The sequence below is a fragment of the Halomonas sp. SS10-MC5 genome (assembly GCF_015992245.1).
In the GTDB taxonomy this organism is placed as follows: Bacteria; Pseudomonadota; Gammaproteobacteria; order Pseudomonadales; family Halomonadaceae; genus Halomonas; species Halomonas sulfidoxydans.
The window spans coordinates 336,238-348,995 of sequence record NZ_CP065435.1; the positions used below are offsets into that span (position 1 = coordinate 336,238).

The 12,758-nt window shown below is 69.0% G+C and carries 13 protein-coding genes; 3 read left to right on the top strand and 10 right to left on the bottom strand.

Features of this window, described 5'->3' with window-relative positions:
* Positions 1–155: 155 nt before the first annotated feature.
* Complete coding sequence (locus I4484_RS01550; RefSeq protein WP_197449299.1) at positions 156–1,031, top strand: DMT family transporter; 876 nt, start codon at positions 156–158, stop codon at positions 1,029–1,031.
* Between the two features lie 47 nt (positions 1,032–1,078).
* On the opposite strand, the gene I4484_RS01555 is transcribed toward I4484_RS01550, so the two are convergent.
* The 3 genes from I4484_RS01555 to I4484_RS01565 are packed head-to-tail and all read right to left on the bottom strand — an operon-like array spanning position 1,079 to position 3,694.
* A complete protein-coding gene (locus tag I4484_RS01555) occupies positions 1,079–1,957 on the bottom strand; it encodes a metal ABC transporter permease (RefSeq protein ID WP_197450887.1) in 879 nt (292 codons plus the stop codon).
* 43 nt (positions 1,958–2,000) lie between these two features.
* Positions 2,001–2,789 (bottom strand): metal ABC transporter ATP-binding protein, encoded by a 789-nt coding sequence (locus tag I4484_RS01560; RefSeq protein ID WP_197449300.1) that lies wholly within the window; start codon positions 2,787–2,789, stop codon positions 2,001–2,003.
* A complete protein-coding gene (locus tag I4484_RS01565) occupies positions 2,786–3,694 on the bottom strand; it encodes a metal ABC transporter solute-binding protein, Zn/Mn family (protein ID WP_197449301.1) in 909 nt (302 codons plus the stop codon). The genes I4484_RS01560 and I4484_RS01565 overlap by 4 nt, the downstream gene beginning before the upstream one ends.
* A 167-nt stretch (positions 3,695–3,861) precedes the next feature.
* Here I4484_RS01565 and mntR point away from each other — a divergent pair, with 167 nt between their 5' ends.
* On the top strand, positions 3,862–4,344 hold the full coding sequence (gene mntR / locus I4484_RS01570; RefSeq protein ID WP_197449302.1) for a manganese-binding transcriptional regulator MntR: 483 nt from the start codon (positions 3,862–3,864) through the stop codon (positions 4,342–4,344).
* Positions 4,345–4,389: 45 nt separating this feature from the next.
* On the opposite strand, the gene thiE is transcribed toward mntR, so the two are convergent.
* The gene (thiE, locus tag I4484_RS01575; RefSeq protein ID WP_197449303.1) at positions 4,390–5,004 is read right to left on the bottom strand and encodes a thiamine phosphate synthase; all 615 of its coding nucleotides are present in this window, start codon (positions 5,002–5,004) and stop codon (positions 4,390–4,392) included.
* Between the two features lie 55 nt (positions 5,005–5,059).
* Complete coding sequence (locus I4484_RS01580; RefSeq protein WP_197449304.1) at positions 5,060–5,584, bottom strand: C40 family peptidase; 525 nt, start codon at positions 5,582–5,584, stop codon at positions 5,060–5,062.
* 135 nt (positions 5,585–5,719) lie between these two features.
* Here I4484_RS01580 and gloA point away from each other — a divergent pair, with 135 nt between their 5' ends.
* The gene (gene gloA, locus I4484_RS01585; protein WP_197449305.1) at positions 5,720–6,253 is read left to right on the top strand and encodes a lactoylglutathione lyase; all 534 of its coding nucleotides are present in this window, start codon (positions 5,720–5,722) and stop codon (positions 6,251–6,253) included.
* Between the two features lie 92 nt (positions 6,254–6,345).
* Here gloA and I4484_RS01590 read toward each other — a convergent pair whose 3' ends face one another.
* The 5 genes from I4484_RS01590 to I4484_RS01610 all read right to left on the bottom strand — a co-directional run bounded on the left by I4484_RS01590 (position 6,346) and on the right by I4484_RS01610 (position 12,135).
* Positions 6,346–6,789 carry a DoxX family protein gene (locus tag I4484_RS01590; protein WP_197449306.1) on the bottom strand — a complete coding sequence of 148 codons (444 nt, stop codon included), beginning with the start codon at positions 6,787–6,789 and terminating at the stop codon, positions 6,346–6,348.
* Positions 6,790–6,868: 79 nt separating this feature from the next.
* Positions 6,869–7,786: a LysR family transcriptional regulator gene (locus I4484_RS01595; protein WP_197449307.1), complete on the bottom strand. Its 918-nt coding sequence runs from the start codon at positions 7,784–7,786 to the stop codon at positions 6,869–6,871.
* A gap of 19 nt (positions 7,787–7,805) precedes the next feature.
* Positions 7,806–8,957 carry a lipocalin-like domain-containing protein gene (locus I4484_RS01600; RefSeq protein WP_197449308.1) on the bottom strand — a complete coding sequence of 384 codons (1,152 nt, stop codon included), beginning with the start codon at positions 8,955–8,957 and terminating at the stop codon, positions 7,806–7,808.
* Entirely contained in the window at positions 8,954–11,452 is a 2,499-nt protein-coding gene (locus I4484_RS01605) for an ABC transporter permease (protein ID WP_197449309.1), read from the bottom strand. Before I4484_RS01605 ends, I4484_RS01600 begins: the two co-directional genes overlap by 4 nt.
* Positions 11,452–12,135 (bottom strand): ABC transporter ATP-binding protein, encoded by a 684-nt coding sequence (locus I4484_RS01610; RefSeq protein ID WP_197449310.1) that lies wholly within the window; start codon positions 12,133–12,135, stop codon positions 11,452–11,454. Before I4484_RS01610 ends, I4484_RS01605 begins: the two co-directional genes overlap by 1 nt.
* Positions 12,136–12,758: the final 623 nt, after the last annotated feature.

Below are 12,758 nucleotides of genomic sequence, written 5' to 3' on the forward strand. Positions count from 1 at the left end.
TGCCTATATCCCGACCTCGACCTGCCCATGGTTGGATGCGTCATTTTGGGGCGACGTACTTGCCGCAGCCTGCACCAGCCATTAGGTTGTTAATCATCAAGCCCCGCCGCCCTCTCGGTCGGCGGGGTGGTTTTTTGGCAGCCGGGAGGGGTGTCATGTCACCGTCGTTGAAGGGGATTCTGTTCATGTGCGCCGGGGTGCTGTGCCTGGCCATCGGCGATGCCATCGCCAAGTGGCTGGGCGAGGTGCACTCGCCGCTGCAGATCATCTTCTTTCGCACCCTGGTGTCGCTGCCGTTGATCGCGTTGCTGGCCCACTACGGTGGCGGCCTGCGCAAGCTGCGGACCCGGCGCCCGTTCGTGCATCTGGTGCGCGGCCTGATCTATGCCGGCACCATGGTCTGTTTCGTCTTCGGCTTGACTCTGCTGCCGCTGGCGGAGGCCACGGCAATTGCCTTCGTCGCCCCGCTGTTCGTCACGCTGCTCTCTGTGCCGCTACTGGGCGAGCGGATCGACCCGCCGGTGCTGGCCGCGTCGCTGTTCGGCTTCGCGGGGGTGCTGATCGTGGTGCGCCCGGGGGGCGATGCCTTCCAACTGGGTTCGCTGGTGCTCATCGGCGCGGCGCTGTTCTATGCGCTGATGATGATCACGGCCAGGCGCTACGGCACCACCGAATCCCTCTGGGCCATGGTGTTCTACATGACGCTGGTGCCGATGGTGTTGGCCGCCGTGGCGCTGCCATGGGTCTGGCAGATGCCCCAGCCCTGGCACTGGCTGGGTTTCTTCGGGGCCGGCGTGGTCGGGGTGGGGGCCACGGCCTGCATCACCATGGCCTTTCGTTTCGCTCCGGCGGCCATCGCCGCACCGTTCGACTACACCGCCATGCTGTGGGCGGTACTGCTGGGGTGGTGGTTCTGGGGCGAGATGCCCGACGTCTGGGTGTTCGTCGGCAGCGCCCTGATCATCGGCAGCGGCCTGGCGATCGCCTATCACGACCGCCGGACGACCCTGAAACGCCGCCCGACGTCCTAGCCTTCGTGCGACCACTGTCTGCGCTCGGCCATGTGGCGCCAGCCTGGTCAGGCCTGAGCGCGATTGAGCCGCCAGCGCCGCCAGTGGCGCGCCACCAAGCCGTGCCTGGGTGCCGCCAGCAGGGCAAGGAGGAACAGGCCCGAGGCCACCAGCACGATGGCGCCCCCCGAGGCGACGTCCAGCGATACCGACACCACCAGCCCCACCACGGCGGAGGTCACGCCGACCGCGACCGAGATCGCCAGCATCGTGGTGAAGCGGTCGGTGAGCAGGTGGGCCGTGGCGCCGGGGGTGATCAGCATCGCCACCACCAGGATGATGCCCACGGTTTCCAGGCTGGCGACGATGGTCAGCGTCAGCAGCAGGATCAGGCCATAGTGGATCACGCTGGTGCGGAAGCCCAGCGCCTGGGCCTGCTGCGGGTCGAAGGTATAGAGCAGCAGCGGGCGATAGGCCAGCCAGATCGCCAGCAGCGTCACCGCGCTGGCCAGCAGCGTCAGTAGCAGCGCCGAGGTCTTCACCCCCAGCACGTTGCCGAACAGGATATGCAGCAGGTGGGTGCTGGTGGCGATCTTGCTGATGATCACGATGCCCAGCGCGAAGGCGGCGGTGAACATCAGCCCCATCGCCGCATCCGACTTGATGCGGGTGTGGCGTTCGATGGCGCCGATGCCCAGCGAGGTCAGCGCGCCGGTGACGAAGGCGCCGATGAAGAACGGCCAGCCCAGCAGGTAGGCAATCGCCACGCCGGGCAGCACCGCATGGGAAATGGCATCCCCCAGCAGCGACCAGCGCTTGAGCACCACGTAGCAGGAGAGCAGCCCGCAGATCGCCCCCACCAGCACCGACGTGAGCAAGGCGCGCTGCATGAAGCGGTACTCGAAGGGCGCGGCCAGGCTCTCGGGCAGGAGATTGACGAACGCCATCAGCAGTGCCGTCAGCGCATCGACCACCTCCAGGGCGAAGGGCTCAAGCAGCGACACGCGCACCTCCCCGCATGGCGTCTGGGGTACCTACCGCCAGGCGCGCCAGCATAGTGTCGTTGAGCATCTCGTCCGGGGTGCCCAGGCCGACGAGCGTGCGATTGATCAGCAGCACGTTGTCGGCATGGACGCGTGCGCTCGGCATGTCGTGGGTCACCATGATGATGGTCCGCCCGGCGCTGCGCTCGCGCTCGAGGGTGGCGAGAATCAGCTTCTCGCTGGGGGGATCGACCCCTGCCAGGGGCTCGTCGAGCAGCAGGATCCTGGCCTGCTGTGCCAGGGCGCGCGCCAGCATGACGCGCTTCTTCTGCCCCCCGGACAGCTCACCGATGGGGCGGGCGGCATAGTCGGCCATGTCGACGGCGTCGAGGGCGGCTTCCACCGCCTGGCGATGGTCGGGGTTGGCCCAATGGCGGGGCAGCAGGCGCTGCCACAGCGGGTCATGGCGCATCAGGCCGTAGCGGCCGGTCAGCACTGTGTCGCGTACCGAGATGGGAAAGTCCCACTCCATGTTCTCCTGCTGGGCCATGTAGGCGATGTTGCCGGCCCGGCGCTGTGCCGCAGGGCTCCCGCCGAGGATCCGCAGCTCGCCGCGCAGCGGCACGAGGCTGCCGATCACCAGGTTGAGCAGGCTCGACTTGCCGGCGCCGTTGGGGCCGACGATGGCCGTCCACTGCCCCTGCGGCAGCGCCAGGGTGATATCCTCGAGCACAGGCTGCTGGTGATAGGCCGCACAGAGCCGGTGTGCCTGAAGTGCCGGAACGGGGTGGGTCATCGTTCGCCTCCCAGGGTATCGAGCAGTAGCTGGACGTTGTGGCGCAGCATCCCGGGATAGTCCGGCGCCTCGCCCTCCGGCTCGCTGAGGGAATCGACGTAGAGCGGGCCGGCGATCTTCACTTCGGTCTCGCTGGCCACGCTGCGCACGTGGCGATCGGAAATCGTGCTCTCCCAGAAGATGGCGGCCGGCTGGCGCTCCTCGATCTTGTCGACGATGCGCATGACCTGATGCGGCGAGCCCTCCTGCTCGGCATTGTTGCCCCAGATGCCGTCGTGCTCGAAGCCGAAGGCGTCGGCAAAATAGAGGAAGGCCGCTTCGCTGGTGATGAGCAGGCGCCGCTCCTCGGGAATGGTGGCGAGGGATTCCGTGAGTTCGTCGTGCAGGGCGTGAAGCGATTCTCCCAGCGCCTCGGCACGCGAGCGGAAGGCATCGGCGGCGTCCGGCCGGGCCTCGGCGAGGACTTCGGCGGCCACCCGGGCGTACTCGGCGGCGGCACGCGGATCCATCCACATGTGCGGGTCGGCCTCGCCGGCGAAGTCGCCGGTGGCGATCGGCTGGGTCGCATAGCCGCTCTCCTCGGCCAGCGCGACCAGCGGCACGTCGTCACCTACCGTGGCCTCGACCTGGCCGATCCACTGCTCCAGGCCATAGCCGTTGTAGAGCACGACGTCGGCCTTCTCGAGGGCCACGAAGTTGCTCGGCACCAGTTCCCATTCGTGCACTTCCGCGCCCACCGGGGTCAGCACCTCGACCTCGGCGTCGTCGCCTGCCACCTCACGCACCAAGTCCCCCAGCACCGAGAAGGTGGTCGCCACCCGGAGCGGCGACTCCTCGGCATGGGCCGTGTTCGACAAGGCCAGCGCAAGGGCGCTGAGCAGCATCCATCCCCTGGGAAGCGGCATCGGGTCACTCTCCTATGACGTCAGGGCCGTTGAATGTGGGTTGTTTCGTTACAGTGAGTTTCTGAGTGCATGGCTAATATTTTAGCCAAGGTTAACTTGTAGGGTAGTAGGAAATCTCTATCGGTGCACTGTTGCTGCCCTATCAGGACATTGGCTATATTGGCGCGATGACCGACACCCCAGATGACGTGACGCCGGATCGCCTTTGCAAGGCGGATGCCCTGCCGCCCAGCGACCAGCATGCGCAGCAGTATGCTGCCGTGCGCAATGCCCATGAAACCGAGCTGCTCGAGGATTACGTCGAGTTGATCGCCCACTTGCTGAAGCATCAGGGCGAGGCGCGTTCGACCGATATCGCCGCGCGGATGGGGGTCAGCCAGGCCACGGTGTCGAAGACCGTGACCCGGCTCAAGGCGCTGGGGCTGGTCTCCAGCAAGCCCTATCGTTCGCTGTTCCTGACGGAAAAGGGAGAAGCCATGGCGGCCATGTCGCATCAGCGTCATGCCATCGTGCTGCAGTTCCTGCGTGCCCTCGGCGTCAGCGATCGCATTGCGCGCATCGATGCCGAGGGCATGGAGCATCACGTCAGCCAGGAGACCCTGGACATCATGCAGCGCTATACCCGCGAGCAGGAGCGTCGCGGTTCCTGAGGCGATGCCGCCACGGTCTCGCCACGTCTTGCCTTTCCTCTCTGATCAATCGGCGAAGAACGCCCGGGCAGCGGCTTCCGGATCCGGCTGGCCGCAGATCGCCGATACCACCGCCGGCCCCCTGGCGCCGGCCTCCCGCACGGCCCTGGCGTGCTTCGCCTTGAGCCCGCCGATGGCCACCGCCGGCAGCGGGCTTGCCGCCACCAGCGCGGCCAGGCCGTCGAAGCCCAGCGGCCTGGCGTGGTCGCGCTTGGTCGAAGTGGCGAATACCGGGCCGAGGCCGAGATAGTCCAACCGGGCCGGGTCGAGGCGGGCGAGCTGGTCGTGGTTCTGCACCGAGAGGCCGAGAATGGCGTTTTCGCCCAGCGCGGCACGGGCCGCGGCCACGTCGCCGTCGTCCTGGCCGATATGCAGGCCGTCGGCACCGCTCTCCACTGCCACCGCCAGGCGATCGTTGATGATCAGCGGTACGCCGCTACCGGCCAGGGCGGCCTTGAGACGGCGCGCCTGGTCGATCATCTCGCCGTCGGAAGCCTGCTTGTCGCGAAGTTGCACGACGCTGACCCCGCCGCGCACCGCGGCGACGACGGTCTCCACCAGGCCATGGCGGGCGCAGAGCTCGGGGTCGGTTACCAGATAGAGGGAAAGGTCGAGTGGCATGGCATCACCGCTGTGATTTGAAGGCCCTTCATCTTACCCAAGCTGACGAAAGAGTTCAGGGCGCGGGGCCGGCGGCACCTAGAAACCGATCCTGCCAGTAGTCGATGTGCAGCGGCACGCTGCTGACCCTGCGGCCGCTGCCGGGGGCGTGGATCATCTGGCCGTCGCCGCGGTAGATGCCGACATGGGTGGCCTTGCGACCGTCGCCGAAGAACAGCAGGTCGCCGGGCTGGGCACGTTCGACGGCCGGCAGGTTGCGGTACTGCTCGTCGGCGGTGCGCGGCACCCGGATGCCTGCCGCCCGGTAGGCCATCTCCACCAGCCCCGAGCAGTCGAGTCCTTTCGGCGTATTGCCGCCCAGCCGATAGGGCGTGCCCAGGGCTTCCCTGGCGGTAGCCAGGATCAGGGCGCGTTCGATGGATAGCGCGTCGCTGCGCGGGTCGTGGGTGGCCAGATCGCGGCTGGCACAGCCGGCCAGCAGGGCCAGCGCCAGCAGGCAGGCCAAGTGGCGGAAAAGGCGCTCGGCGAGGTGACGGAGCGGCCTTGGCGCCACCGGGGTTGGCAGGGACGAGGTCGGCATCGGCGGTCGCTCTACGCAGCGGTACTTTGCCTACTTTAGCGTGAACCGGGGATTCATGGCAGCGGGCGACGGCTGGAAAAACGTCGAAGCGACCCGCATCATCGTGAGCCCATGCCACAGCCTGAGGAGAGACACATGAGCTTCAAGGGAGAGCAGCATCCCGGTGTGCAGGCGCCGACGGCCGATTCGCAGGGCTTTCGCCTCAACCACACCATGTTGCGGGTCAAGGATCCGCAGAAGGCGCTGGCCTTCTACACCCGCGTGTTCGGCATGCAGGTCCTGCGCCGCCTCGATTTCGAGGAGATGGGCTTCTCGCTCTACTTCCTGGCCAAGCTGGATGGAAACGAGCAGGTGCCCGAGGACCGGGGCGAGCGCACGGTGTGGACCTTCGGCCAGAAAGGCCTGCTCGAGCTGACCCACAACTGGGGCACCGAGAGCCAGGACGACTTCGCCTACCACGACGGCAACGCCGAGCCCCAGGGCTTCGGCCACATCTGCTTCTCGGTGCCGGACCTCGAGGCCGCCGAGGCGTGGTTCGACGCCAACGAGGTGGAATTCGTGAAGCGCTCGGACCAGGGCAAGATGAAGGACGTAATTTTCGTCAAGGACGTGGACGGCTACTGGATCGAGGTGGTCCAGGCCGACCGCCTGTCTGCTCTGGGGGATTGAGCCAGGAGCCGCGGGGTGTCCGCTGCCGCTTTTTCGTTCGGGTAGCGCCCCGCTGCCTGGCGTCGCCGGGCGGCGCCAGGCAGCGGGTTCATTCAGGCGAAGCGACGGCTGACGACCAGGCTACCGCTGCCGAGGCCGGCCTGTACCAGCAGTGCCACGGCCCAGAACACCGGGTACTCCCAGCCGCCGCCCGGGTTGGAGAAGACCCAGCCGTTGCCGGCATGCACCCAGGCGGCGCCGATCAGGACCGGGATCAGGGCCAGGCTGACCCAGCGTGAGTAAATACCGAGGATCAGGGCCAGACCGCCGCCGACCTCGGCGAGGATGGTCAGGTAGGCGATCAAGGCGGGCAGGCCGATCGATTCGAAGTAGCCCACCGTACCGGGCACGGTAAACACGAATACCTTGAGCAGGCCGTGGGCCAGGGCCATGACGCCGAGCGACACGCGCAGCAGGGCGGTGGCATGAGCCTGAAGGGGTTGGCTTTGCGAAGCGCTGGCGAGCGCGGGGCTTGCTTGAGTAGCTTGCGTTTGCATGGGAAGGACTCCGTTGTTCGTCAGGGTTGCCCTCACTCTACGCTGCCCTTCATGCGGGATAATCGTCGATTCGCGAACATCATTGTTGCGCAAGAGGCGGCAATCCGAGCTCCCTTTCCCACGCCGGCGGATCCCCCCACGCCTCGGCGAGGAAATCGAGCAGTCGCTCGACCTTGGCCGGCAGGTGGCGTCGTGCCGGATAGACACCGTAGATCCCCAGGGTGACCGTCGCCTCCTCCAGCAGCAGTGGCACCAGTCGGCCCTGTCGGATGCTCTCGGTCACCAGAAAGCTCGGCTGATGGGCGATGCCAAGCCCGGCCTCGGCGGCCTGGGTCAAGACCTCGCCGTTGTTGCTCTCCAGCGGGCCGTGAACGGCAATGCGGCGATCGCCGAGCTGCCAGTCGGCACCGCTGGCGGTGCGATAGCGCAGGCAGCGATGCTCGGCCAGCTCCGCCAGCGTGCGCGGCTCGCCGAAGCGGGCCAGGTACCCGGGCGAGGCGCACGGCACCAGGCGGCAGCGGGCCAGGCGCCGCGCCACCAGGCTGGAGTCGGGCAGGCTGCCGATGCGGATCGCCAGGTCGTAACCCTCCTCGAGCAGGTCGACGCGGCGGTCGCTGAGATCGAGGCGTACCTCTAGCGCGGGGTGTGCGAGCATGAAGCGCGTGATCAACGGCGAGAGGAAGCGCGTGCCGAAGGACATCGGGCCGTTGACGCGTAGGCGGCCGCACACCTCGGTGCTGCCGGCGCCCAGCTCCGCTTCGGCCTCCTCCAGCGCCTGCAGGATCGCCTGGGCGCGGGCGAGGTAGCTCTCTCCGGCCTCGGTGAGATGCAGGCGGCGGGTCGTCCGCTGCAGCAGGCGCACGCCCAGGTGGCTTTCGAGCTCCATGATCAGGCGCGAGATGCGCGTGCGCGACAGATCCAGCGTCTCGGCGGCGCGGGTGTAGCTGCCGAGTTCGGCGACCCGCACGTAGGCGGTCATGGCATCCAGCAGGTTCATGGCGCTCTCCTCGCAGGCGTCAGTACCCGGTCATCTCCAGGTATCCTACCCCGTGGCGCTCGCCGTCGTCGGCGCCGCGGGCGACCACTTCGCCTTCCCAGTAGGGCACGCTGGTATCCATCCAGCGTTCGGCGTGGGGTGCCTCGACGATCAGGTCGATCCCGGCACGGGGTATCTCCAGGCGCCAGCGGGTCGGCAGCTCGCGGCCCGCCACGCGCCGGGTATCGAGCGGGGTCATGTCGATCTCATTCGGGGCCAGTGCGGTGGGTTCGCCATCGGGACCGATCCAGGTGCCCGAGCGGTAGTCGCCGCCGTCTTCGCCGCCGCCGCGCAGTCGGAAGGCCATCAGCCGATGGCCATCATCGAAGTGCAGCGAGAACCAGTCCCAGCCCTCCTGGCGCTCGTCGAGCAGCTGGCTGCTCCACTCGCGGTCGAGCCAGCCGCGTCCGCTTACCTCTCTGGTCTCTCCGTCCAGGGTGACCTCGCCCTCGATGCGCCAGAACGGCTGGCTATAGTAGAGCGAACCTTCACCGTTGGCGGCCTTCTGGCTGAAGCCGGCTTCGCCGTGCAATACCAGCGGCCCCTCGGCGGTCAGCGTCAGGTCATAGCCGAAGCCGCCGTGCTCGTCGTCCTGATGTGCCGTCAGTGCCAGTTCGGCGAAGGTGTCGCCCCCGCTCGTCGCATCCGCTTCGAGTCGGCTGGCCAGCTGCCACTGGTCGATCCAGGCGCGGAAGGGCTCGGCCCTCGTTCCCGCCTGGCCGTCGTCCTGCCGCGTATGGCCGCGGGCGAAGCGCTCCGCCACGCGGTGGGTGTCCCCTCGGGAGACCGCCATATGGGCCATCCACAGCTGGTCGGCGGCCCAGGGACCGGGCGCAGGGCGCTCGTGGGGTGGCGTCAGTGCCTGGCGGAACAGGGTCCACTGCAGGCCCAGCGGCTCGCCGCCCGCGTCCGTGAGGTTGGCGGTGAGATACCACCACTCGATGCGGTAGTCCGGGTGGGCGCCGTGGTCCTCGGGGAAGCGCAGGGGGATACCCCGCCGGGCCTGGGCGAAGTCACCGGCCTCTTGGCCCAGCCCGGCGAAACCGGCCGACTCGCTGGGCGGTGGCTCGCCTTCGCAGCCGGCAAGCCAGGCGGTCGCCAGCAGGGTCGCCAGCATGCCGACGCGCTTCATGGCGCCTCCTCCGCCAGCAGGGCGCGGGGCGGCGCATGCCACAGGCGAGCCGCCGGCAACGCCGCGGCGAGCAGTGCCACCGCGGCGGCCGTCGCCAGGGTCAGGGCGATATCCTCGGGGAAGATGTGCAACGGCAGGCGCCAGCCGAAGGCGGCCACGTTGATCACCGCCACCAGGCCCAGCGCCAGCACGCTGCCCAGCGGCACGGCGAGGGCGCCGACGGCCAGTGCCATGCCGCCGAGCTGGGCCAGCTGCACCGTGACCAGCCGGGCGCGCGGCACGCCCAGCGCCCACAGTGGGGCGAGCTGGCGGCGACGCTCCCGCGCCTGGGCCAGCAGGCTCGCCAGCAGGGCCAGCGCGGCCACGGCCAGGGTCAATACGCTCAGCGCTCGGGTGATGGTGAAGGTGCGCTCGAAGATCTCGACGGAGACCCGCTTCACCTCGCGCTGGTCCACCAGCGCATCGCCGCCGAGTTCGAAGCGCTGGCGCAGCGCGTCACGCAGCGCCGCCTCATCGGCGCTCGCGGTGAGCACGATGCCGATCGAACTGGGCGCAGCGGCGAAGCGCTCGGCCAGGTGAGGCGTGGCCAGCAGCACTTCGCCGCGGGTGTTGCCGTAGTCGGGATAGACCGCGGCCACCGGCAGTGTCTCGCGTACGCCCGGGGCCGTCAGCGTCAGACGGTCGCCCGGGGCCAGTTCCTGATCGATGGCGAGTTGCTCGTTGACGAAGGCGGCCTTGCCCGCGGCGAACGCCTGCCAGGCGGCGTCGCGCCCGGCCTGGGTGTCGAGCAGCGGCCAGCTCGGGATCAGCGTCTCGCCCGGGGTGATGCCGTAGAGGCCGACCGGCAGCTGCGGCGAGCGTGATCCGCCGCTGCCGTCGATCTCCACCAGCGTGGCCTCGGCGTGACGGGTCGGCAGCAGTTCGTCGACCTCGGGGCGCTCGGCCAGCCACGCCTGCACCGTGTCGAACTGCTCGGGCGGCGGGCGCAGGTAGTAGTCTGCCATCAGGCGCTGGTCGAGCCAGTCGAGGAACGTCAGGCGGAAGCCGCCGACCATGCTGCTCACGCCCAGGTTGGCGGAGAGCGCGATCAGCAGCGCCATCATGGCGAGCGCCAGCCTGGGCAACTGCAGCTGCAGGTCGGCCAGCGCCCAGTGGGCCAGCGGCCGGCGGGCAACGAGGCGGCCGAGGCCGGCCAGCGCCAGGGCCAGCAGCGAGGGCAGCAGCAGGGCGCTGGCCAGCAGCAGTGTGGCGATCAGGGCGAAGCCGGCCAGCAGCCCCTCGCCGGCGGGCTGGCGCGCGAGCCATGCCCACAGCCCCAGACCGACCGCTGCGACTGCGGCCCCTGCCAGTGCCATGCTGCGCAGCTGGCGCAGGAAGCCGGCGCGCCAGGCCTGGGCCTGGCCCAGCCCCAGCACGCTGAGGCGCGCCGACCGCCACAGCACGCCGCTGCCCGCCAGCAGCAGGCCGCCCAGGGTGACGCCGAGCCCGCCGAACCAGTAGTGCCAAGGGAGGTTGAGCGTGACCGCCACCTCGGCGCCGTAGAGGCTGCCCAGGGTGGCGGCCACGTCGGGCAACAGCACGCGCGCCAGCCATACGCCGCTGACGATACCGGCCACGGCGCCGACGACACCCAGCAGCGCCAGCTCCAGGGCGAGCAGCCCGACCAGGCCGCGCCCCGTCACGCCCAAGGCACGCAGCGTACGCAGCATGCCCAGGCGTTGCTCCAGCGCCAGGCCCAGCGCCGCCTGGACGATGAACAGCCCCACCACCAGTGCCAGCAGCGCCATGGCGGTGAGGTTGAGATGGAAGCTCTCGGTGAGCTGACCGGGCGAGACCAGTGTGGCCGCTCGGGTCAGTACCAGCCCCTCGGGGGCGCGTTCGAGTGCGCCCGGGGCGGTGACCAGGCGTGACAGCCGTTCGCCGCTGTCGAGCAGGCGCGCCGCCGCGGCGATATCCATGACCAGGGTGCCGGGTGGCAGCGTGGGCGTGAGCACCAGCGGTGGCATTCGGCGATTGGCCAGGCGCGGCTCGGCGCCGGCGGCTTCGCGGTGGCTCAGGTCCAGTGCGGGCAGGGTGTCCGGGGCGATGCGGGTCTGCCACGGCGGGGTGAGGAAGTCGGCCAGCTCTCCCTGGCTGGAGGCAGCAGCGAAGGCACTGTCGCCGGGCAGGGTCAGGGGATCGATGCCGATCACGCGCAGCTCGGTACCGTCCGGGGCCTCGAGCCGGCCTTCCAGCAGGGGCGATACGAGCCAGCCGGCACGGCGCAGGCGCAGGTAGTCGTCGCGCGTCAGCGGCTCGCCGTCGCGGCGCTCCAGGCGGTCGAGCCCGGTGGTGAACAGCGCCTCGGCGCGGGCGTAGCTGTCGCGTGCCGAGGCGTTGATCGCCTGTACGCCGCTCCATAGCGCACCGGCCACCCACAGCCCCAGCAGCAGCATGGCGAGCTGGCCGGGGTGGCGCTTGTAGTGTGAAAGCAGTGTCGCCAGGGCGGTCAGCATCAGCGGTGGCTCGCCTCCTGGCCGGAAGGCGGCTCGAGCCGGCCGTGGGTCAGGCGCAGGCAGCGGTCCAGCGGGGCGGCGACCTGCGGGCTGTGGGTCACCATCAGCAGCGCACTGCCGGCCTCGCGCACCAGGTCGAGCAGCAGCTCGAGCACCTCAGCGGCGGTGGTCTCGTCGAGGTTGCCGGTGGGCTCGTCGGCGAGCAGCAGGGCGGGGCGGGGCGCCAGGGCACGGCCGATGGCCAGGCGCTGCTGCTGGCCGCCCGAGAGCTGTTCCGGGTAGCGCCGCTCGAGGCCCGCCAGGCCCAGGCGCTCGATCAGGTGCGCCGACCACTTCGGCGTTTCGCGCTTGGCCAGCCGCGCCTGTAGGCGCAGGTTGTCGCTCACGTTCAGGCTCGGCACGAGGTGAAACTGCTGGAACACCAACCCCAGGGTCTCGCGGCGCAGCCGGGCGCGGTCCGGCTCGTCCAGCGCAGCGACCGAACGGCCGGCGACGATCACTTCGCCGCTATCCGGCAGGTCGAGCCCCGCCGCCAGGTGCAGCAGGGTCGACTTGCCGCTGCCCGACTCGCCCATCAGCGCCAGGCTCTCGCCGGGGCGCAGCTCGAGGTCGACGGCGGTGAGCACCGCGAGCGGGCCTTGGGGTGTGGCGTAGGCCTTGTGAACCTGGCGAAATTCGAGCATGTCGGCCTTTCCTGGGGAAAGGCGTATCGTCCCACAAGCGGACGGCTCAGGCGAAGATGCGCACGGCGGGAATCGGCCCCAGGCCCATCACGCCGGGTTCGACCCCGGTGGTGCTGGCGGCGATCAGTCGGGCGCGGGGCGCAAGCCCGCGGCGTTCGGCCTCGTCGGCGAGGGCCAGCAGCAGGCTGGCGGCGCCGCCGAAGCTGCCGATGGCGGTGCGGACTGCCGAGAATGACGACGGAATCGAGCCGCATCTTGTCTCTCCTGTCTGTCGTCGGCGTCAGGTCATCTTGCGTAACGATCGGCATCTCGTATGACTCATGTTCGTTCTTGTGGCGTTTGGCGTTTATCACCAGCTGTGGATAACACTGTGCACTGTTTGGTGAACTTTTGTGCAAAGGGTGTGAGCTGTCCACAAGTGCAGCGTTCTCACCCCCTACTTGCTCGTTCATGGTAGGGAGAAAGCGGTTCGGCCGGTTTACGCATCGCGCCACATTCGTTGCATTTCGTGTCATTTTTTCTTGGCCAGAAGCCGATGCCTCAGACCTGGAAAGAGACGGTGACAGATCGTGCCAAGCCGGTGATGCGATGGTTAGCGCAAGGCAACCGGCGGCTGCCAAGCC

Coding starts and splice junctions, on each gene's coding strand:
- I4484_RS01550 (WP_197449299.1), top strand. CDS start 156: ATGTCACCGTCGTTGAAGGGGATTCTGTTCATGTGCGCCGGGGTGCTG.
- I4484_RS01565 (WP_197449301.1), bottom strand. CDS start 3,694: ATGCCGCTTCCCAGGGGATGGATGCTGCTCAGCGCCCTTGCGCTGGCC.
- I4484_RS01605 (WP_197449309.1), bottom strand. CDS start 11,452: ATGCTGACCGCCCTGGCGACACTGCTTTCACACTACAAGCGCCACCCC.
- I4484_RS01610 (WP_197449310.1), bottom strand. CDS start 12,135: ATGCTCGAATTTCGCCAGGTTCACAAGGCCTACGCCACACCCCAAGGC.
- I4484_RS01600 (WP_197449308.1), bottom strand. CDS start 8,957: ATGAAGCGCGTCGGCATGCTGGCGACCCTGCTGGCGACCGCCTGGCTT.
- I4484_RS01590 (WP_197449306.1), bottom strand. CDS start 6,789: ATGCAAACGCAAGCTACTCAAGCAAGCCCCGCGCTCGCCAGCGCTTCG.
- I4484_RS01560 (WP_197449300.1), bottom strand. CDS start 2,789: ATGACCCACCCCGTTCCGGCACTTCAGGCACACCGGCTCTGTGCGGCC.
- I4484_RS01555 (WP_197450887.1), bottom strand. CDS start 1,957: ATGGCGTTCGTCAATCTCCTGCCCGAGAGCCTGGCCGCGCCCTTCGAG.
- mntR (WP_197449302.1), top strand. CDS start 3,862: ATGACCGACACCCCAGATGACGTGACGCCGGATCGCCTTTGCAAGGCG.
- gloA (WP_197449305.1), top strand. CDS start 5,720: ATGAGCTTCAAGGGAGAGCAGCATCCCGGTGTGCAGGCGCCGACGGCC.
- thiE (WP_197449303.1), bottom strand. CDS start 5,004: ATGCCACTCGACCTTTCCCTCTATCTGGTAACCGACCCCGAGCTCTGC.
- I4484_RS01580 (WP_197449304.1), bottom strand. CDS start 5,584: ATGCCGACCTCGTCCCTGCCAACCCCGGTGGCGCCAAGGCCGCTCCGT.
- I4484_RS01595 (WP_197449307.1), bottom strand. CDS start 7,786: ATGAACCTGCTGGATGCCATGACCGCCTACGTGCGGGTCGCCGAACTC.